The sequence below is a fragment of the Anderseniella sp. Alg231-50 genome (assembly GCF_900149695.1).
GTDB lineage: Bacteria > Pseudomonadota > Alphaproteobacteria > Rhizobiales > Aestuariivirgaceae > Anderseniella.
Window position 1 is genome coordinate 1,353,319 of record NZ_LT703003.1, and the last position, 19,038, is coordinate 1,372,356.

At 57.9% G+C, this 19,038-nt stretch carries 20 protein-coding genes and 1 pseudogene; 8 read left to right on the plus strand and 13 right to left on the minus strand.

The features are described from left to right. Nucleotides 1-61: 61 nt before the first annotated feature. From ccoS to ccoN, 8 genes are read right to left on the minus strand one after another with little or no spacing between them, the layout of a single operon-like run. Entirely contained in the window at nucleotides 62-202 is a 141-nt protein-coding gene (gene ccoS, locus DHN55_RS06455) for a cbb3-type cytochrome oxidase assembly protein CcoS (RefSeq protein ID WP_108880508.1), read from the minus strand. After that, on the minus strand, nucleotides 199-2,523 hold the full coding sequence (locus DHN55_RS06460; protein ID WP_108880509.1) for a copper-translocating P-type ATPase: 2,325 nt from the start codon (nucleotides 2,521-2,523) through the stop codon (nucleotides 199-201). Before DHN55_RS06460 ends, ccoS begins: the two co-directional genes overlap by 4 nt. Then, entirely contained in the window at nucleotides 2,520-3,014 is a 495-nt protein-coding gene (locus DHN55_RS06465; protein ID WP_108880510.1) for a FixH family protein, read from the minus strand. The genes DHN55_RS06460 and DHN55_RS06465 overlap by 4 nt, the downstream gene beginning before the upstream one ends. A 3-nt stretch (nucleotides 3,015-3,017) precedes the next feature. After that, nucleotides 3,018-4,577, minus strand: a complete 1,560-nt coding sequence (gene ccoG, locus DHN55_RS06470) for a cytochrome c oxidase accessory protein CcoG (RefSeq protein WP_108880511.1) — start codon at nucleotides 4,575-4,577, stop codon at nucleotides 3,018-3,020. Nucleotides 4,578-4,601: 24 nt separating this feature from the next. Beyond that, nucleotides 4,602-5,483 (minus strand): cytochrome-c oxidase, cbb3-type subunit III, encoded by an 882-nt coding sequence (gene ccoP / locus DHN55_RS06475; protein WP_108880512.1) that lies wholly within the window; start codon nucleotides 5,481-5,483, stop codon nucleotides 4,602-4,604. Continuing rightward, nucleotides 5,470-5,637, minus strand: a complete 168-nt coding sequence (locus tag DHN55_RS06480; protein WP_108880513.1) for a CcoQ/FixQ family Cbb3-type cytochrome c oxidase assembly chaperone — start codon at nucleotides 5,635-5,637, stop codon at nucleotides 5,470-5,472. The genes ccoP and DHN55_RS06480 overlap by 14 nt, the downstream gene beginning before the upstream one ends. 12 nt (nucleotides 5,638-5,649) lie before the next feature. After that, nucleotides 5,650-6,390: a cytochrome-c oxidase, cbb3-type subunit II gene (gene ccoO / locus DHN55_RS06485; protein WP_108880514.1), complete on the minus strand. Its 741-nt coding sequence runs from the start codon at nucleotides 6,388-6,390 to the stop codon at nucleotides 5,650-5,652. 12 nt (nucleotides 6,391-6,402) lie between these two features. Beyond that, nucleotides 6,403-8,031, minus strand: a complete 1,629-nt coding sequence (gene ccoN / locus DHN55_RS06490; RefSeq protein WP_108880515.1) for a cytochrome-c oxidase, cbb3-type subunit I — start codon at nucleotides 8,029-8,031, stop codon at nucleotides 6,403-6,405. 190 nt (nucleotides 8,032-8,221) lie between these two features. Between ccoN and DHN55_RS06495 the strand changes: the two genes are divergently transcribed. Next, nucleotides 8,222-8,710: a hemerythrin domain-containing protein gene (locus tag DHN55_RS06495; RefSeq protein ID WP_108880516.1), complete on the plus strand. Its 489-nt coding sequence runs from the start codon at nucleotides 8,222-8,224 to the stop codon at nucleotides 8,708-8,710. A gap of 6 nt (nucleotides 8,711-8,716) precedes the next feature. Here the strand turns inward: DHN55_RS06495 and DHN55_RS06500 are convergent, their stop codons facing one another. Beyond that, on the minus strand, nucleotides 8,717-9,460 hold the full coding sequence (locus DHN55_RS06500) for a helix-turn-helix domain-containing protein (RefSeq protein WP_108881748.1): 744 nt from the start codon (nucleotides 9,458-9,460) through the stop codon (nucleotides 8,717-8,719). A gap of 339 nt (nucleotides 9,461-9,799) precedes the next feature. Here DHN55_RS06500 and DHN55_RS06505 point away from each other — a divergent pair, with 339 nt between their 5' ends. The 7 genes and pseudogenes from DHN55_RS06505 (at nucleotide 9,800) to DHN55_RS06530 (ending at nucleotide 15,426) form a co-directional block, all read left to right on the plus strand. Then, nucleotides 9,800-11,149, plus strand: coding sequence for an ABC transporter substrate-binding protein (locus DHN55_RS06505; RefSeq protein ID WP_108880517.1), 1,350 nt, complete (start codon nucleotides 9,800-9,802; stop codon nucleotides 11,147-11,149). 115 nt (nucleotides 11,150-11,264) lie between these two features. Then, nucleotides 11,265-12,287, plus strand: coding sequence for an ABC transporter permease subunit (locus tag DHN55_RS06510; protein WP_108880518.1), 1,023 nt, complete (start codon nucleotides 11,265-11,267; stop codon nucleotides 12,285-12,287). A gap of 4 nt (nucleotides 12,288-12,291) precedes the next feature. Next, nucleotides 12,292-13,491, plus strand: a complete 1,200-nt coding sequence (locus DHN55_RS06515; RefSeq protein WP_108880519.1) for an ABC transporter permease subunit — start codon at nucleotides 12,292-12,294, stop codon at nucleotides 13,489-13,491. 12 nt (nucleotides 13,492-13,503) lie between these two features. Further along, nucleotides 13,504-14,022, plus strand: a pseudogene (locus DHN55_RS06520) (ABC transporter ATP-binding protein); the annotation flags it as partial. A 105-nt stretch (nucleotides 14,023-14,127) separates the two neighbouring features. Then, complete coding sequence (locus DHN55_RS22590; RefSeq protein WP_443111125.1) at nucleotides 14,128-14,262, plus strand: hypothetical protein; 135 nt, start codon at nucleotides 14,128-14,130, stop codon at nucleotides 14,260-14,262. After that, on the plus strand, nucleotides 14,259-15,008 hold the full coding sequence (locus DHN55_RS06525) for an ABC transporter ATP-binding protein (RefSeq protein ID WP_337659986.1): 750 nt from the start codon (nucleotides 14,259-14,261) through the stop codon (nucleotides 15,006-15,008). Before DHN55_RS22590 ends, DHN55_RS06525 begins: the two co-directional genes overlap by 4 nt. A 208-nt stretch (nucleotides 15,009-15,216) precedes the next feature. Continuing rightward, nucleotides 15,217-15,426, plus strand: a complete 210-nt coding sequence (locus DHN55_RS06530) for a hypothetical protein (RefSeq protein ID WP_108880521.1) — start codon at nucleotides 15,217-15,219, stop codon at nucleotides 15,424-15,426. Between the two features lie 45 nt (nucleotides 15,427-15,471). On the opposite strand, the gene idi is transcribed toward DHN55_RS06530, so the two are convergent. Genes idi through DHN55_RS06550 form a run of 4 tightly spaced genes read right to left on the minus strand, consistent with a single transcriptional unit; the run spans nucleotide 15,472 to nucleotide 19,032 of the window. Further along, entirely contained in the window at nucleotides 15,472-15,999 is a 528-nt protein-coding gene (idi, locus tag DHN55_RS06535) for an isopentenyl-diphosphate Delta-isomerase (RefSeq protein ID WP_108880522.1), read from the minus strand. 4 nt (nucleotides 16,000-16,003) lie between these two features. Beyond that, nucleotides 16,004-16,249, minus strand: a complete 246-nt coding sequence (locus tag DHN55_RS06540; protein ID WP_108880523.1) for a MoaD/ThiS family protein — start codon at nucleotides 16,247-16,249, stop codon at nucleotides 16,004-16,006. Between the two features lie 15 nt (nucleotides 16,250-16,264). Further along, nucleotides 16,265-18,517 (minus strand): molybdopterin cofactor-binding domain-containing protein, encoded by a 2,253-nt coding sequence (locus tag DHN55_RS06545; RefSeq protein WP_108880524.1) that lies wholly within the window; start codon nucleotides 18,515-18,517, stop codon nucleotides 16,265-16,267. After that, entirely contained in the window at nucleotides 18,514-19,032 is a 519-nt protein-coding gene (locus tag DHN55_RS06550) for a 2Fe-2S iron-sulfur cluster-binding protein (RefSeq protein ID WP_108880525.1), read from the minus strand. The genes DHN55_RS06545 and DHN55_RS06550 overlap by 4 nt, the downstream gene beginning before the upstream one ends. Between the last annotated feature and the right edge of the window lie 6 nt (nucleotides 19,033-19,038).

Genomic DNA, 19,038 nt, shown 5'->3' on the forward strand with positions numbered 1-19,038 from the left:
AGCAACTTTATGGGTTCAGTTGACCCCATGTTGCTCTAGACCGGCCTGGTGAAGACTGCTGTCAGTCTTCGTCGTCCAGTATGCGTTCTGCCGCGCCGTCGAGGTCGTCGTACTGGCCGTTGCGCAGGCTCCAGATGAAAGCTGCCAGTCCCAGGCATCCGAGAAACAGGGCTATGGGGATCAGGAACATCAGAAGGTTCATTTCATGACCTCCAGCCTGGCCGGTGCGCGTGGTCCGCGCTCCATGGTTTCTTGCCGGGCTGCACTGGCGGTTGTAGCCGGGAGGATCTCATCACGGTTCACCAGGTTCAACCGCAGGCTGTTGGCAACCACCACGATGGATGATGCCGACATGGCAATGGCGGCGATGAGCGGGGTGACATGGCCCAGCACGGCAAACGGGATGGCGATGCAGTTATAGCTGATCGCCAGCGCGAAATTCTGCCGGACCGTCCTGCCGGTCCGCCGCGCGACGGATAGTGCGATCATGATCGAACCCAGCCCCTTGCCGGTAAACACCAGATCGGACGAGGCGCGCCCGACATCAGACCCGGAGGCAGGTGCAATCGAGACATGGGCCGCACTCAGAGCGGGGGCATCGTTGAGGCCGTCGCCGGCATACAACACCTTGTGGCCCGCGCGCTGCAGCTCTTCGATGCGTGCAAGCTTGTCGGCGGGTTTCAAGGCAGCACGGGCCCTTGAAATACCAAGTGTCGCTGCCGCGCTTTGTACAGGTGTGTCGGCATCGCCTGACAATACTTCCAGGTCGAGACCGGCAGCCCGCAAGGCGGCAATGGTAGATGGCGCATCGGCGCGCAGGGTATCGGACAACCGGAAACTGACCAGGTCACCGCCGGCAACTGCGAAGCACACTTCACTGAATTCATGATCGGTAGCAGGCTCCTGTGGGGCGGCAATCTCCGCCACCCAGTCGCGCCGGCCAAGGCGAATCTTCTTGGCTTTCCACACAGCTTCCAGACCAAAGCCTGCATGTTCCGCCACATCTGACAACAGCAGGCCGGACCGGTTTTCACGCAAGCCAGCAACTGCCTTGGCAGCCGGGTGTGATGACAGGCCTGCCAGCAGGCTCGCCAGTGCGTGATCGGTATCACCGCCACCTTCGACACTGGAAATATGCGGCATGCCAAGCGTCAGCGTTCCGGTCTTGTCGAATACAGCGGTGTCGACTTCGGCCAGTTTCTCAAGTGCTGCGCCGTCCTTCACCATCACGCCCGACCGGTACAGCCGGTTGGCGGCGACGACCTGGGCAATCGGAACCGCCAGGCCGAGCGCGCACGGGCAGGTGATGATCAATACGGCAATCGATACGTAAATCGAGGTGTGCCAGTCGCCGCCGGTTGCAACCATCCAGCCGGCAAAACTCAGCGCTGCCAGAATGTGGACAACGGGTGCATAGATACGCGCGGCCCGGTCGGCGATGCGGACATAGCCGGACTTGCTGTGCTCGGCAGCTTCCATCATGGCCATGACTTCGGCCACGAACGACTTGTCAGCGCTTCGGACAACCCGCAGGGTCAACGGCCCTGACAGGTTGAGCACGCCGGCCTCGATTTCAAGTCCCGGCGAGGCTGCCACGCTTGCGCTTTCACCGGTTACCAGCGATCGGTCAAGGTCACTGAAACCGTCGATGACGCTGGCGTCGACCGGTATGCGTTCACCGGCCGCCACCATGATCTCGTCGCCTTCGCAGAGGTCTCCCAGAGATACATATGACTGTGCGCCATCGGCGCTCAGGCGAACCGCGCCCGAAGGGACCAGCCGCGACAGTTGCATTATGGCGCTATGGGCGCGTTCGCGCATCATGTGGTCGAGATAGCGGCCAATCAGCAGAAAGAACAGCAGGGTCACCGACGCATCGAAATAGGCTTCGTGATGCCCGATGAGGCTTTCGTGGACACTCATGCCCAGCGCCATCAGTACCGCCAGTGAAATGGGGACATCCATGTTGAGGCGCCGGTTGCGCAGCGCACCCAGTGCCGACAGCAGGAACGGGCGCACGGCAAACAGGCATGCAGGTACGGCAATCAGTCCGGATATCAGCTGGAACAGTTTCTCGGTTTCAGCATCCGCCCCGGACCACACCGATACGGACAACAGCATGACGTTGGCGGCGGCAAAGCCAGCAACGGCCAGACAGACCAGCAACTGCCGGCCGGTTTGGCGCGCCGAGTTCGAAACATCCTCCAGATCGAACAGTGACGCCTCGAAGCCCAGGTCGGACAGGGTCTGCAGAAAGCTCACGTGGTGATCGGCCTGCGGTTGCCACTGCACGGTTACGCGCTTGGTGGACAGGTTGGCACGGGCGTTCTTCACGTCCGGCAATTCCGCCAGGCCACGCTCGATTGTGCGAATGCAGCCGACACAGTGCATGGCGGGTACAATGAAATCCGTCTGCACGCTGCCATCAGGCATGGTGTGAGACGCTGCCAGCATGCGTTCATGATCAAGCCGGTGTTTCAACGCAACTGATGACGGCACCGAGCTTGCGCTGCAACAGGTCATTGTCCGGCGTCCGGCTTGACGATCAGGCGGCTGTCCAGGCGGTAATCGCCGTGGCTGCTGGTGCCGCGCACCGATACCTGCCAGATACCGGGCTGCAATTTGTCCCTGGCGTGATAGATGCCATTGCCCTGGTGCACCATCACCACCCGGTGATCCGCCTGTTCAAATGCCGGACGGCCGATCCGGGCAACTGATGCGTCCAGCACAACCGGCTGGCCCGCCTTGTCCGTCAACGACAGGACAACTGCACCATTGCTGTAGGTGATGTCGCCGGTCCATCCGCGCGCAGCCTGCAATTTGGCCTGCTCCAGTTCGCGGTTGAATGCTTGTGAAGCCACATAGGAATTCTTGACCACCAGCCCGGTCCAGCTCCTGGTGGCAAAGGCGGCCATTGTCAGGTTGACGATGATGATGACACCGAAGAACGCCAGCATGGCAAACAGCATATGGCGTCCTGTGAACTGCTTGGGCTGTGTTGTCGGTGTCTGCATGGTCTATTGTCCTGTGCCTGAAGGCGCTTCAAACCGCACATTCGCGGTCACCGTGTCAGCGCTGCTTGTGTCAACAACCTTAAAAGCAAAGTCGGTTGTCTTGGCGGCAATGGCGTCCTTCGACAGGGTGACAAAGGCGCGGACATTGCGCAACTGGTTTGCTTTAACATCAAGCGTGCCGCCATCGCCTTGACCCCGGTCACTGGCTTCCAGCTTGAGCGTTGCTCCCGTCAGTCCGTCCAGCGCAATACGAAACGAGCGTGGTTCTGTTCGCATGTTGAGGATCTTGATCTGGTAGCCGTTGCGGATAGATCCGTCACTGAGCTGCACGAATTGCGGATTGCGGTCATGCAGGACATTCACATCCAGCGGACTGCGCATCAGCAGTGCGGCTATCAGGCCGAGGCCGATGGCCGCGTAGATTGCCGTGTAGATCGCGGTGCGCACGCGGATCACGTTGCGCCAGTTGAAGTGTTGCACGGCATCGATGAGCCGGCCTTCGGGACGCACCAGCTGCGGCTGGATTGCTGCAGCCCGTGTTCCGCCTGTCGCCAGCGCCATGTTGTGTTCGTAGGTGGCAAGCGTCGAATAGGAGATCAGCCCCCTGTCGCGGCCGATTTTTTCCATCACGCCGTCACAGGCATCGATACACAAGGCGCAGGTGATGCACTCAAGCTGCTGGCCATCGCGAATGTCGATGCCCATTGGGCAGACCGCCACGCAGGCATTGCAGTCAACGCAATCGCCGACAAATTCGCCGGCGGCGATGGCTTTCTTGGCATGGCGGGTACGCGGTTCGCCGCGCCAGTCATTATAGGTGACGGTCAATGAGTGTTCATCAAGCATGGCCGCCTGGATGCGTGGCCACGGGCACATGTAGGTGCATACCTGTTCGCGCATCAGGCCGCCGAATATGTAGGTGGTCGCCGCTAAAACGCCGACGGTGGCGTAGGCCACGAAGGCGGCGTTACCGGTCACAAAATCCTTCAGCAGGGTGGGCGCGTCGGCAAAGTAGAAGATCCACGCACCGCCGGTCGCCACCGCAATCAGCAGCCAGACAACATGCTTTGAGGCCCGCTTGACTATTTTGGCGCCGCTCCAGGGGGCGGCATCAAGCTTGATGCGGGCATTGCGGTCGCCTTCAAAAAACCGCTCGACCACCAGGAACAGGTCGACCCAGACGGTCTGCGGGCAGGTATAGCCGCACCAGGCCCGGCCCACGGTGGAGGTCACCAGGAACAGGCCGATACCCGCCATCACCAGCATGCCGGCCACGAAAAAGAATTCATGCGGCCAGATGTCGATGAAAAAGAAGTAGAATCGCCGGCTTGCCATGTCGATCAGGACGGCCTGGTCGGGGGCAAACTCACCACGGTCCCAGCGCAGCCACGGGGTGATGTAGTAGATGCCGAGCGTAACCGCCATGATCACCCATTTGAGCGAGCGGAATGAACCGCTCGCCCGTTTCGGGTGGATTTTCTGGCGTGCCGCGTACAGCTCACGGTTGTGCTGGGCGTTTACGGCTTCAGCATCAAAGGTTTCGACGTTCGTGTCAGATGCCATTTCGGCTAATGCCCTATATGCAGGTTATTGGCTCGCGGCCTGTTCACCGCCACCAAGGCTATGTACGTAAACGGTCAACTGCTTGACTTCAGCCTCGCTGAGTTTCAGTCCCCAGGCCGGCATGACACCATGCTTCGGCTTGGCGATCTGGGCGGAAATCAGGCCTGCCGTATTCCCATAAAGCGACAAGGCATCGGCCAGGTTGGGCGCACCGAATTCGCGTCCGCCCTTGCCGTCATCGCCATGGCATACTGCACAATTTTCGGCGTAGATGGCAGCGCCGCTCTTTGCCGCAGTGGCATCATGTTCCTGTGATGACAACTGCAGCACATACTGAGTCACGTCCGCAATCTGCGCCGGTTCCAGAACATCGTCTCCAAAAGCCGGCATTTCCGACTGCCGGGCGTCATCATCATCAATATTGCGCACGCCGTGCTTGATGGTGAGGTAGATCGACTCCAGGTCACCGCCCCACAGCCAGTCATCATCGTTCAGGTTCGGATATCCGGGTGCGCCCTGGGCGCCTGAGCCATGGCACTGCGAGCAGTTGACCTTGTACAGGGACGATCCACCTGCAACGGCAAACCGGAACAGTTCCTCGTTGCTGCGAATGTCTTCCAGGCCGGTGCTGTCGATCCTGGACACGAGACCGGCCTTGGACGCTTCGACCCTTTCCAGTTCCTCATGCAGCAGCGACCTGTTGGTCACACCTGAGATGCCCATGGTCGAACCTTCCAGAAGGGGAATGGCGGGGTAATAGATCACATAGCCGACAGACCAGATGATGCAAGCGTAAAAGGTCCACAGCCACCAGCGCGGCAGCGGGTTGTTAAGTTCCTTGATGCCGTCCCATTCATGGCCGGTCGTTTCGACGCCGGAGACGTCGTCAATTTCATTTTTCGCCATGATCGTCGTCCTCTCTCAACGGAATCTGTGCAACATCGTCCGCGATTTTCTTTGAGCCGGGCCTGAAGGTGAACAGCACGATGCCGATGAACAGGATGGTCAGGTAGAGCAACCCCCAGCTGTCGGCGAATTGACGGAAAGTATTGTAATCCATGGGTTTCGCCTCCTAGCGCCGGTTGGCTTGCGAATTGGCATCGTAGGACTTGAAGTCCACCAGGGTGCCCAGCATCTGCAGGTACGCCACCATCGCGTCCATTTCAGTCAGTGTTGACGCATCGCCGTCGAAATTGCTGACCACGGCTTTCGGATACCGCTCCTTGACTGCATCGGCCCCGTCGCTGTCGGGATCAGCCTGTGCCGCAGCATCGGCGGCGGCCTGGTCGATCATCTCCTGTGTATAGGGCACGCCGAGCGTGGCATTGGCATTCAGGCTGCCGGCAAGGTTGCTGGTGTCGAGCTTGGTTGTGAGCAGGAACCCGTATGACGGCATGATGGATTCCGGCACCACGGAACGCGGGTCCTTCAGGTGTGCAACGTGCCAGTCGTCTGAGTACCTGCCGCCTACGCGGGCCAGGTCCGGTCCGGTGCGTTTCGAGCCCCACTGGAACGGCCGGTCATACATGGATTCTGCAGCCAGCGAATAATGGCCGTAGCGCTCCACTTCGTCGCGGAATGGCCGGATCATCTGGCTGTGACACAGGTAACACCCTTCGCGGATGTATATGTCGCGGCCGGCAAGCTCCAGCGGAGAATAGGGCCTGACACCTTCGACCTTCTCGATGGTGTTCTTCACATAGAACAAAGGTGCGATTTCAACGATGCCGCCGATCATGACTACGACCAGTGAACCAGCCGCCAGCAGGGTGACGTTGCGCTCAAGTGCGCCGTGTTTGTTGAGTATAGACATTTTCGATGCCCCTTATTCTGCTGGAACCGCTGATGATGCCGTGCCGGCGGACCCCATGGGGACCTCCTTGCGAACATCACCACGAATGGTCCGGTAGATATTGTAGGCCATCACCAGGCCGCCGATCAGATACAGGCCACCGCCAATCGTGCGCATGACGTATTCGGGATGAATGGCGCTTACGCTTTCGACGAACGAGTTCACCAGGAAGCCCTGTTCGTCATACTCGCGCCACATCAGGCCCTGGGTGATGCCGGCAACCCACAAGACGGCGGCGTAGATCACGATGCCGATGGTGGCCAGCCACAAGTGCCAGTTCACCAGCCGCAGCGAATACAGCCTGTCGCGGTTCCACAGTTTCGGCACCAGATAGTAAATCGCGCCGAACGAGATCATGCCGACCCAGCCGAGTGCGCCGGAGTGCACGTGGCCGATGGTCCAGTCGGTGTAGTGGGACAGTGAATTGACCACCTTGATCGACATCATCGGGCCTTCGAACGTCGACATGCCATAAAATGCCAGCGCCAGCACCATCATGCGGAGGATGGGGTCTGTGCGCAGCTTGTCCCAGGCGCCCGACAGGGTCATCAGGCCGTTGATCATGCCGCCCCACGAGGGCATCCACAGCATGATGGAAAACACCATGCCGAGTGTCTGCGCCCAGTCCGGCAGTGCGGTGTAGTGAAGATGGTGCGGGCCGGCCCAGATATACAGGAAGATCAGTGACCAGAAGTGAATGATCGACAGCCGGTAGGAATACACCGGGCGTTCAGCCTGCTTGGGCACGAAATAGTACATCATGCCGAGGAAGCCTGCGGTGAGGAAGAAACCGACGGCGTTGTGGCCGTACCACCACTGTGTCAGGGCGTCCTGTACACCGGCAAACGCCGAATAGCTTTTGACACCCAGCAACGACACCGGCATGGCCAGGTTGTTGACCACATGCAGCATGGCGACTGTAATGATGAAGGCCAGATAGAACCAGTTGGCCACGTAAATGTGAGGTTCCTTGCGCTTGACGATAGTGCCGATGAAAACTGCCAGATAGGCGACCCAGACAATGGTCAGCCAGATATCGACGTACCATTCAGGTTCGGCGTATTCCTTGGACTGGGTGATGCCGAGCAGGTAGCCGGTTGCCGCCATGACGATGAACAGCTGATAGCCCCAGAAAACGAACCAGGAGAGATTGCCGCCCCAGAGCCGGGCCCGGCAGGTGCGCTGGACCACGTACAGGCTGGTGCACAGGAGCGCATTGCCGCCAAATGCAAAGATTACCGCAGACGTGTGAACAGGGCGCAGGCGGCCAAAATTCAGATACGGTTCGATATTGAACACGGGCCAGGCCAGCTGGGCTGCAATGATAACGCCGACCAGAAAGCCGACCACACCCCAGACCACTGTCGCAATAACGCCATAGCGCACCACGTCGTCCATGTAACCGGAGGTATCTTCGGCAATTTTCGGCTGGCCGGCAGGTGCAAACTGCACCCTGCGCATCAGCACGATCGAACTGCCGGAAAGAATGAAGAACAGGATCCAGGCATGCGCCTGAAACAGCGGATCTGCGGCAAATGCTGCGCCCATCAGCGCAAGAAATGTTGCCAGGACCATGGCTGCTAGTTCGTAACCGTATTTCATGTCAGGAGCCCCCAGACATTGCGCCTTCTTAAAATGGCGGGCGTGTACCGATCGCGAACATGGCCGCAGTGCGTTGTCTGGACATTGATCTGTGTCAAGGCAGGCCTGCGACATCATGCTCAGTGTGCGTTGAGTGCACATCTGATGCGCGTGAATGTCAACTTATAGTCCTGAGGCCTGGTGACGTCCGATGCTGATTTATCTGCTTGAACCGTCCGGAACCGACGTACAGGAGTTTGGCAAGAGCCTCACCGAGTTCCGGCAACATCACCGCCTGAAAATGAAGCTTTGCGATGCGCTGGAGGACTTCGCCGATTGCCTGCCCAACCAGGTTGACGTGCAAAGTTGCCTGGCTTTGTCGAGGTGCGTTCTGCCGACAGTCCGAAATGCCCAGATGATGGAAGAGACCCAACTGTTCCCGCGGTTGATGCAGGCTTATCCGGACGACAAGCGTCTGCAGGCGAGCCTGGACCGGCTGCGCCAGGAGCATCTGGAAGACGATTCCTTTGCAGATGAGATTGCGTGCCTGCTGCACGACTGCGGTTGTACGGGAAGGCCTGCAAACCCTGAGTCCGCGGGCTACATGTTGCGTGGTTTTTTCTCTTCGATCCGGCGGCATGTGGCCTTTGAACACGAGTGCCTGATACCGCTGATCGAGTACAAGACCAGGGGCAAGTAACTGGCTTTAATCACCACCGGAGATTGCGACCAGCCTGTCGGTATCATGAACCGTTACTTCAAGGTTCTTCCTGATATCGATTGCCCCCATCTTGCGCAGCTTGGTCATCTGCCGGCTGACCGTTTCCAGGGTCAGGCCAAGAAAGTCGGCGATATCGGCTCGTTTGAGCGGCAGCATGAACTCGCTGTGGGTCGGATTGTCAGGAGCCGGTTTGCCGATATGGTCAGCCAGCAGCAGCAGGAAGCTGGCAACCTTTTCCTGAGCCGTTTTACGCCCGAGTGTCACCATCCAGGCTCTGGCATCGTCGAGCTGGACCAGGGTCTGTTCAAGCAGGCGATGTTCAAAATCCGGTTGCTGTTTGAGCATGTTCTCAAGTTCGGCCTTGGGGAACACGCAGATCTCGACATCGGTTGCAGCTTCTACGGAAATCGACACTTTTTCGGAGAACGGCTTGCCGATGAACTCCGGCGCAAACTGCAGCCCGACAATCTGCTGGCGTCCGTCACTGAGCAGTTTGGTCAGTTTTACCGCACCTGAGACAATGTTGGCATAGTCCACGACTTCATCGTCTTCGAAACTGATTGTCTCGCCGTGAACGATTTTGCGCCGGCGTGTCACGGTAGAGAAGTGAGCCAGCTCGGACGCTTTCAAGGCGCTGCAGATTCCGAATTGCCGTGCACCGCATGCCTTGCATCCGGCCGGGATGTTGGCTTCGTCAATCTCAAATTGTGGCCGGTCGGTGGATTGCATAATTTGTTCTCCGCATATGCACATAAGCAGTTCATCACGTGCATGCAACAATCTGAATATACCATTGTGACGCAGGACAATGTGCCGGTCATTCAAGTCCATTCCGCGTCCAATGCCTGAAGACGGTTAACCGTCTGAATTTACCCGTGGTTTTGACCGATCTCCACCAAAGCAGGTCAATTCGCCGGGATTTGTTGTGTTCTGAGACGAATGCGGGTCTCAAGCTATACCATCGTCGAATAGCGGAGCCCGCTAATCTACTATTGGTTGTACAAGGCTAAAATTTAGCTTGAACGGCAAGGGAAGCAATCTTGCCGCATTTCCTAACGGGAGGATTGAATGTCAAAACTTAATTTCACGCGTCGTGGCCTGATCAAGTCGGGCGCTGCAGTTGGCGCCGGCCTTGCCATGCCAACACTGCTGACGCGTCCAGCGTATTCTTACACCAACGAACCGAAGGGCGGCACTGTCACGCTCGGGTTCAATGTGCCCCAGACCGGACCTTATGCCGACGAAGGCAATGACGAGTTGCTGGCACAGAAGCTTGCTGTCGAACACCTCAATGGTGAAGGCGACGGCGGTTGCCTTGCCACGTTCACATCGAAGGCGCTCAAGGGCAACGGTATCCTTGGCAAGAAGGTGCAGTTCGTAACCGGCGACACTCAGACCAAGTCCGACGCTGCCCGCGCATCAGCCAAGTCGATGATCGAAAAAGACGGTGCCGTCATGATCAACGGTGGTTCTTCTTCAGGCGTGGCCGTGGCTGTTCAGGGACTGTGCCAGGAAGCTGGCGTCATCTTCATGGCCGGTTTGACCCACGCCAACGACACCACCGGCAAGGACCGCAAGGCAAACGGCTTCCGCCACTTCTTCAATGCCTACATGTCCGGTGCCGCTCTGGCACCTGTGCTGGCCAAGGAAATGGGCAAGGATCGTCGCGCATATCACCTCACGGCTGACTATAACTGGGGCTGGACCCAGGAAGAGTCGATCAAGGCTTCCACCGAAGCCATGGGTTGGGAAACCGTCAACACGGTAAAGACCCCGCTCGCATCGACCGACTTCTCATCCTATATCGCTCCCGTGATCAACGCAGGTGCAGACGTGCTGGTTCTGAACCACTACGGCGGCAACATGGTCAACTCACTGACCAATGCGATTCAGTTCGGCCTGCTGGACAAGGCAGTGAACGGCAAAGACTTCAAGATTGTCGTTCCGCTTTACTCAGAGCTGATGGCGGCAGGTGCCGGCGACAACATCAAGGGCGTGCTGGGTTCGATGAACTACAACTGGCAGCTGGACAATGCCGGCTCCAAGGCCTTCGTCAAGTCGTTCGGTGAAAAGTACGGACGTCCGCCGTCGAATTCGGCACAGACCTGCTATGCTCAGGTTCTGCTCTATGCTGACGCATGCGAACGTGCTGGAACGTTCAACCCGTGTGGGGTTGTCGAGGCTCTGGAAGGCTTCGAGTTCGACGGTCTCGGCAACGGTCCAACGAGCTACCGCAAGGAAGATCACCAGTGCTTCAAGGACGTTCTCGTCGTGCGCGGTGCTCAAAATCCAAGCACGAAGTTCGACACGCTGGAAATCGTGGAGATTACCCCGGTTGCCAATGTCACATATCCGCCAAACCATCCTATGTTCGGTGGTGATGACGCTACACTTGGCAAGTGTAATTCGGGCGCCTGATCGTTCGATTTTTCAAGAGTTGTGCACCGGTTCGATTGAACCGGTGCACATTTAATGCTGATATCCAGCATCTGGTGGGCAATTTCATTATTAAATTTTCAGTGGTACCGGGAACATGGATGCATTCCTTCTTCAGGTTCTGAATGGCCTAGACAAGGGCAGCGCTTACGCTCTTATAGCCTTGGGCCTAACGCTTATCTTTGGAACGCTGGGCGTTGTAAATTTCGCCCATGGGGCGCTCTTCATGATCGGTGCATTTGTTGCAGTAACCCTGCAGCGGGTGCTGAACCTGTCAATTGTGACCCTCGATCCGGAGAAAAAGGATTTTCTGGGCAATCCGCTCCAGATTCAGACACCTTACGTGGAGGCGTGGTTCGGCGAAGCCACCGGCCAGGCGATCATAAACTGGTCGGTGCCGCTGGCCATACTGGCCGCCATTCCGATCATGCTGCTGATCGGCTATGTCATGGAACGTGGTCTGATACGCCACTTTTACAAACGACCCCACGCAGACCAGATACTCGTGACTTTCGGTCTCGCGATTGTCATGCAGGAGATCGTGAAGGCGATTTTTGGTGCCAACCCCATCCAGACGCCTGCACCTGACATTCTAGCGGGGGTATGGAATTTGGGCGCGTGGCTGGACCTGAGCCTACCTTATCCGTCATGGCGTATCGTGTATTTCGTGTTTGCCGCCATTGTCATTTCCGGTGTTTTTGCGTTCCTTCAGTTCACGACCTTTGGCATGGTTGTGCGTGCCGGCATGGCTGATCGGGAAACCGTCGGCCTCCTGGGGATCAACATTGACCGTCGCTTCACGCTGATGTTCGGCGTTGCTGCCGCGGTGGCGGGACTTGCCGGCGTCATGTACACGCCGATCAATCCGCCGAACTACCACTGGGGCATGGATTTCCTCGTTCTCAGCTTCGTAGTTGTTGTTGTCGGTGGCATGGGTTCGCTGCCGGGTGCTGTACTGGCGGGATTCCTGCTGGGTATTCTGGAAAGTTTCGCGTCCACGACCTGGGCCACAACGACGATCCCCGGTATCAATCAGATCATCATTTATCTTGTCGCAATCATCATCCTGCTTGCCCGCCCGCGCGGTCTTATGGGACGCAAAGGCGTGATGGAGGAGTAAGGCAATGTTCGGACTTGATAAAAAAGACACGACAATGTTCTTGTTCGTGATTGCCATCACGCTGCTGGCACCATTTCTGCTGAACCCGTTTCCCACCGAATCCGCATTGGCACAGTTCAATGCCGGCTATCCCGATTTGATGCAGCGCTTTGTGATTTTTGGCATCTTTGCCATCGGTTTCAACATACTGTTTGGCCTGACCGGCTATCTGTCATTTGGCCATGCGGCGTTTCTGGGCGTCGGTTCGTATGCGGCTGTGTGGATGTTCAAACTGTTGAGCTTCAACATCATCCCGGCGATTGCCCTGTCCATCGTTGTGGCAGGCGTGTTCTCGCTCGCTATCGGATATATCTGCCTGCGCAGATCGGGCATCTATTTTTCGATCCTGACGCTTGCGTTTGCTCAAATGAGCTTCGCAATGGCCTATTCGGTCCTGTCAAACCCCAGCTTCAACCTGACAAACGGGGAAACTGGATTGCAGGTCTACGCCAGCGATCCGCAGTATCTGAAAGGCAATGGACCAGACGTTACCCACCTGTTCGGCCTTGAAATGAATGCTACGTCGACACTTGAATTTGGTGCCTGGGCCTTCCAGTTCAATACGGGCTTTTACGTGTGCGCAGTCTTTATGATTGTCGCATTCTATATCGCCATGCGTATATTCCGCTCGCCGTTCGGCCTGATGTTGCGCGCCATCAAAACCAACCAGACACGGTTGAATTATACCGGCCTCAATTCACGACCCTATACGCTGGCCGCCTTCGTGATATCTGGCATGTACGCCGGGCTGGCAGGCGGTCTGCTTGCTGCGACGGATCCGCTTGCTGGCGCAGAGCGCATGCAGTGGACTGCGTCGGGCGAAGTCGTGCTGATGACCATTTTGGGGGGAGCCGGCACTCTGCTCGGGCCGATCCTCGGTGCCGCGTTCATCAAGTACTTCGAGAATATTTTCTCCAAGATCAACGATACCGTACTACACGGCTGGTTTTCGTTCATGCCGGAGAGCATTGACAACTTCCTGGTTGCGATCATTTATCCGTTTGTGGGCAAGGGTTGGCACCTCACTCTCGGCCTGATGTTTATGCTGATCGTGATATTCCTACCGGGCGGCCTGGTCGATGGCGGCCAGCGTATCTGGAACAGGATAACCGGTAAAAACCGGACGCAGGACGAGCCGATCGCAGACCCGAAACCCGCTGAGTGAGGCCTTAAGTCTATGGGAATTCTTGAAATCAAGGACATCAACAAGCGGTTCGGCGGACTGCAGGCTCTCGGTGATGTCAATCTCAGCGTTGAAGAAGGCACTGTTCACGCCATCATCGGTCCCAACGGTGCCGGCAAGTCAACACTACTTAACGTGCTGGTCGGCAAGCTTGAGCCGGACACCGGCTCTGTCACTTTTGAGGGGAAGTCAATTCTGGGTCTCAAGCCGCACCAGATCAACCAGCTCGGCATCAGCCGCGTGTTTCAGACACCGGAGATATTCTCGACGCTTTCGGTGTTTGAAAACGTCATGATCGCCTGTTTTGCAAAACGCGACGGGGCGTTCCAGCTCAATCCCCTGACCAGTATCAAGGGCGAAAAGGATATTCACGACAAGGTCGAGCAGATGCTGCTCGACGTTAACATGGCCGACAAGCGCCATGACATTGCGGCGTCCATGTCACGCGGCGACAAGCGCCGGCTGGAAATGGCCATGTGCCTGGCCCAGGACCCAAAACTCCTGTTGCTTGACGAGCCGACGGCGGGCATGGCGCGGGCAGATACCAACAACACGATTGAACTGCTCAAGGAAATTGAAGAAAAACGCGGTATTACCATGGTGATCATCGAGCACGACATGCACGTCGTGTTCTCGCTTGCCAACAAGATCACGGTGCTGGCGCAAGGCACACCGATCGTTGAGGACGTGCCGTCTAAGATCAAAGGCAATCCGAAAGTCCAGGAAGCATATCTTGGAGGGGCACACGAATGACGCAGGTTACAAAGCAGAATCCGAATATGGCGTCGCATGCGCCGGTGTATTTTGCAGCCCATGAGATCAAGGCCTATTACGGCGAAAGCTATATTGTCCAGGATGTCAGCCTGAACGTCCACGAGGGCGAGATCCTGGCACTGCTTGGCCGCAACGGCGCCGGCAAGACATCCACACTGCGGGCCATTGCGCGGCTCGACGATCCGATGCTCACACATGGCGAAGTCTGGCTCGACCATCAGCCGCTGCACCTGATGCGGTCCTATGAGGCGGCCCAATGCGGAGTTGGACTGGTGCCGGAGGACCGGCGCATCATTCAGGGCCTCACAGTTGAAGAGAATATCAAGCTGGCGCAGATCGAAAAGCCGATCGGCTGGTCGATTGAGCGGATTTATGAATTGTTCCCGCGCCTTGGTGAACGCCGCAAGCAGGAAGGCACGACACTTTCCGGCGGTGAGCAGCAAATGCTGGCGATCGGCCGTGCGCTGGCGCGTGACATCAAGCTGTTGTTGCTTGATGAGCCTTATGAGGGTCTGGCACCGGTTATCGTGCAGGAAATTGAGAAAACCCTGCATCTTATCCGTGAACAGGGCATCACGACGATCATCGTCGAGCAGAACGCGGTTGCTGCACTCAATCTGGCTGATCGCGCTGTCATTCTTGATACCGGAACTGTCGTTTATGACGGCACGGCCCAGGAAGTGCTCGATAACAAGCAACTGCGGCATGAGTATCTTGCCATTTAGGGCGCTCAAGCCGGCCACAACTGACTGTTCACAGTGATCTGAAAGGGTTCCGGTCCACGACGCGTCCAGTCTCATCTCTTTAAATTATTGATTTTAAAATGAAAATCATGATGTGATCAATTGCACATCACTCCGGATGCCTATTTGGCATGTTGTGTTCATCAAACGAACAGCAAGACACCCTCACGAGTATCCGGAGGCAAGAGTGATGACCAGTTTTTCAAAAGTACTGATAGCAGGCCTGATTGCCGCAACAAGCGTAACTGCGACCGTGGCGGCGGCGTCTATTGCTAACAGCAAAGCTGCCGAAATCGCAGGATCCAACGTAACGGTTATCTACAAGTCTGATGTGCACTGGCCGGTCAAGGGCCGGATTTCAGTTGATCCGTGCAGCCTTCACGCCTGTGTTGAAGCCTAACAGCGATACCTAAGCACACGACGCCAGCACAATTACCCGGCTGGCCTACTGACCCAGCTTCAGCTCGTTCCAATGGCTGATATAGATGGCGAACCACGGACACAGGCTGTCCGGCTGCTGCTCCAAAAGCCCTGCCAGCTCCGATACTTCCACCCACCTGGTTGCACTGACTTCTTCTGCATTGAGAGATATCACCAGACCGGTCTCGTCCGCGTGACCGGTAAACACGTGCACACGCTCGTTCTCAACCAGCCCGCCGCCCACATCGGCACGATACTCAAAAATGCTTGTCTTGCTCAGCGGCACGCTGATGCCCAGTTCCTCGCCGATGCGGCGTGATGCGGCATCTTCCACGGCTTCGCCCCAGTGTGGGTGGGAACAGCAGGTATTGGCCCATTTGCCGGGGCAATGATACTTGGACGCCGCACGCTGCTGGATCAGCAGCCTGCTGCCTGAAAACACGAACACCGAAATGGCGAGATGCTGTTGATCTGTGCGGTGGGCTTCCATCTTCTCGATGGGAAACAGCGAGCCGTCTTCGGCAATTGCGGGAATGATGATTTCAGATGTCACAGGCCTAGCCCCCAACCAGTTTCGGCAGCACGAAAACCTCAGAGTCCGGTTTCAGCGGTACCATGATGGCGTTGGCATACATGCGCCCGTCTACCGACACTGAAACGCCGCGCGTAATGGCCTGTTTCATGGCCGGATAGGTGTCCGAAAGCTGGTCCAGCACCTCGCGGATGCTGGCTGCCTGCAGTTCGATCTCGTCTGCCCCTTCAAGAGCGGGCTTGAGTGAGCCCCAGACCTGAACCTTGACCATAGCGGCTTCCTGACCCTAGATTCGGCCCAGTGCCTTCAGCACCTTTGGCGGCGACATGGGCAATTGCGTCATGCGGACCCCGGCAGCGCTTGAAACCGAGTTGGAGATGGCGGCCAGAGGCGGAACGATCGAGGTTTCGCCAACACCGCGCACACCGTAAGGATGGCCCGGATTGGGAACTTCAACGATCACGGCATCGATCATGGGCAGATCTGAGGCAACCGGGATACGGTAGTCCAGGAAGCCGGCATTCTGCAGGGTGCCGTCCTTGCCATAGATGTATTCCTCGTTCAGCGCCCAGCCAATGCCCTGCACGGCGCCGCCCTGGAACTGTCCTTCCACGTAAGACGGGTGAACCGCCTTGCCGGCATCCTGGAACACGGTATAGCGCAAGACCTTGACGTAGCCGGTCTCCGGATCGATCTCGGTATCGACCAGGTGGGTGGCAAAGCTGACACCGGCGCCTTCGGCGTTGATTTCGCAGTGACCGGAAATGGGACCACCGGTGGCACCGGCCTGGTCCGCGATATCGGCCAGGGTCAGCGGTTCATGCTTGCCGGCATTGGGACTGGACGGGCGCGCAGCGCCATCTTCCCATGTGACAGCTTCAACCGGTATGCCCCAGATGCCGGCTGCGCGTTCGCACATCTTGCCGATCGCATCGCGTGCGGCGTTGATGGCGGCAAGGCCGGACGCGAACGTGACGCGGCTGCCGTCGGTGACGTCATTATATCCCAGCGAGGCGGTGTCGGCGATGATGCAGCGTACTTTGTCGTGCGGGACACCGAGTTCTTCCGCTGCCATATTGCCGATGGAGGCCCGCGACCCGCCAATGTCGGGTGTACCGACAGACAAACCGATGGTGCCGTCAGCGCTCACATTGAGAGATACCGAGGTCTCGCCACCAAAGTTGAACCAGAAGCCACAGGCCACGCCGCGGCCCTGGTTGCGACCCAGCTTTGCCTTGTAGTGGGGATGGGCCTTGGCCGCTTCCAGCGTGGCGCGCAGCCCGATCACATCAAAGTTTGGACCGTATGACGCCCTGGAGCCGTCAGAGGACGCGTTCTTCAGGCGCACATCGAGTGGATCCAGGCTGAGTTCCTTGCACAGTTCGTCAACCACACTTTCAACCGCATAGGCAGCCATCGGCGCGCCGGGCGCCCGGTAGGCTGCCTGTTTCGGGCGATTGGCGATGACGTCATAGCCAACGGCGCGTACCGCCTTCAGGTCATAACAGGCAAACGCCGCCATGGCGCCGTAGGGAACCGCCGAACCGGGAAACGCGCCGCCCTGGTAGCGCAGCGTCGCATCGCCAGCGGTAATGGTGCCGTCCTTCTTCATGCCGATCTTGACATCTATGGAGGTTGACGAGGTCGGTCCGCTGGCGCGCAGCACTTCAGAGCGCGACATGACAACTTTTACCGGACGGTTTGACTTCAGCGACAGGGCCAGTGCCACCGGTTCGATGAACACCGTGGTCTTGCCGCCAAAACCGCCGCCGATTTCAGATGCGGTCACGCGCAGGGCCGATGCATCCATGCCGAGCAGGGCCGAACAGACCTGGCGCACCATGAAGTGGCCTTGCGTACAGCACCAGATGTCACCCATGCCGTCTGAACCCATGCTTGCCAGGCAGGCATGAGGTTCTATGTAACCCTGGTGTGTGGCTTCGGTCTTGAAGGTGCGCTCGATGACAAGATCGGCCTGCTTGAGGCCAGCTTCCACGTCGCCATGGCCGAACTCAAAGCGTTCCGCCACGTTGGACGGTTTTCTCGGTGTCTTGTCGAGACCCTTGGTGAACAGCTTGTTGTTGATGATCGGCGCAGACGGTTTCATTGCCTCGTCCACGTCGGTCACGTGCGGCAAAACCTCATAGTCGACCTTGATCAGCTTGAGGGCCTGCTTGGCCGCCGCGCGACTTGTGGCGGCTACGGCTGCCACGGCATGGCCGTCGTACAGAGCCTTTTCGCGGGCCATGACGTTTTCGCGGATATCAAGGACATCGTCCGGGCAGGGCCCGAAATCGGCTGCCGTGACCACGGCGTGGACGCCGTTGACCGCTTCTGCCTTTGAAGTGTCGATCTTCTTGATGCGGGCATGGGCATGCGGGCTGCGCAGTACCAGGCCCCACAACATGCCGGGCGCCGTCACGTCAGCGCCGAACTGGGCGCGTCCGGTGATCTTGTCCAGACCATCGGGGCGCGGGGTCCGGGTCCCGACTGTCTTGAAGTTGCGCTTCAGGGTGTCTTTGCCAGGTTGAAAATTCATGCCTTTACCCTCTTCTTCGCAGCAGGTTTCTTTGTTTTTGCCGGTTTTCTCATGTCCTTGGCGGTGTCGAGAACGGCACGAACGATCTTGTCATAGCCGGTGCAGCGGCACAGATTGCCGGCCAGCCAGTAGCGGACTTCTTCTTCCGTGGGGTCGTCATTGCGTTCCAGCAGCGACTTTGCCGCAACCAGGAAGCCGGGCGTGCAGACGCCGCATTGAAGCGCTGCATGATCCAGGAACTTCTGTTGCAGCGGATGCAGTTCGGTGCCGTCGGCCATGCCTTCGATGGTCTGGATTTCCCGGTCTTGTGCTTCTGCTCCCAGCATCAGGCAGGAACACACCAGCCTGCCGTCTACGATCACCGAGCAGGCCCCGCAATCGCCTGTGCCGCAGCCTTCCTTGGAGCCGGTCATGCCGAGGCGGTCGCGCAGGACATCGAGAAGGGTCTCGTCTGCCTCGCAGGAGAATTCCGTGTCATCACCGTTGATGGATGTTGAAACCTGGATTTGAAACATCAGTAT

Coding starts and splice junctions, on each gene's coding strand:
- DHN55_RS06530 (WP_108880521.1), top strand. CDS start 15,217: ATGACCAGTTTTTCAAAAGTACTGATAGCAGGCCTGATTGCCGCAACA.
- DHN55_RS06495 (WP_108880516.1), top strand. CDS start 8,222: ATGCTGATTTATCTGCTTGAACCGTCCGGAACCGACGTACAGGAGTTT.
- DHN55_RS06545 (WP_108880524.1), bottom strand. CDS start 18,517: ATGAATTTTCAACCTGGCAAAGACACCCTGAAGCGCAACTTCAAGACA.
- DHN55_RS06465 (WP_108880510.1), bottom strand. CDS start 3,014: ATGCAGACACCGACAACACAGCCCAAGCAGTTCACAGGACGCCATATG.
- DHN55_RS06540 (WP_108880523.1), bottom strand. CDS start 16,249: ATGGTCAAGGTTCAGGTCTGGGGCTCACTCAAGCCCGCTCTTGAAGGG.
- ccoO (WP_108880514.1), bottom strand. CDS start 6,390: ATGTCTATACTCAACAAACACGGCGCACTTGAGCGCAACGTCACCCTG.
- DHN55_RS06460 (WP_108880509.1), bottom strand. CDS start 2,523: ATGACCTGTTGCAGCGCAAGCTCGGTGCCGTCATCAGTTGCGTTGAAA.
- DHN55_RS06500 (WP_108881748.1), bottom strand. CDS start 9,460: ATGCAATCCACCGACCGGCCACAATTTGAGATTGACGAAGCCAACATC.
- DHN55_RS06515 (WP_108880519.1), top strand. CDS start 12,292: ATGTTCGGACTTGATAAAAAAGACACGACAATGTTCTTGTTCGTGATT.
- DHN55_RS06480 (WP_108880513.1), bottom strand. CDS start 5,637: ATGGATTACAATACTTTCCGTCAATTCGCCGACAGCTGGGGGTTGCTC.
- DHN55_RS06505 (WP_108880517.1), top strand. CDS start 9,800: ATGTCAAAACTTAATTTCACGCGTCGTGGCCTGATCAAGTCGGGCGCT.
- ccoG (WP_108880511.1), bottom strand. CDS start 4,577: ATGGCATCTGACACGAACGTCGAAACCTTTGATGCTGAAGCCGTAAAC.
- DHN55_RS06510 (WP_108880518.1), top strand. CDS start 11,265: ATGGATGCATTCCTTCTTCAGGTTCTGAATGGCCTAGACAAGGGCAGC.
- DHN55_RS06550 (WP_108880525.1), bottom strand. CDS start 19,032: ATGTTTCAAATCCAGGTTTCAACATCCATCAACGGTGATGACACGGAA.
- ccoS (WP_108880508.1), bottom strand. CDS start 202: ATGAACCTTCTGATGTTCCTGATCCCCATAGCCCTGTTTCTCGGATGC.
- ccoN (WP_108880515.1), bottom strand. CDS start 8,031: ATGAAATACGGTTACGAACTAGCAGCCATGGTCCTGGCAACATTTCTT.
- DHN55_RS22590 (WP_443111125.1), top strand. CDS start 14,128: ATGCACGTCGTGTTCTCGCTTGCCAACAAGATCACGGTGCTGGCGCAA.
- DHN55_RS06525 (WP_337659986.1), top strand. CDS start 14,259: ATGACGCAGGTTACAAAGCAGAATCCGAATATGGCGTCGCATGCGCCG.
- ccoP (WP_108880512.1), bottom strand. CDS start 5,483: ATGGCGAAAAATGAAATTGACGACGTCTCCGGCGTCGAAACGACCGGC.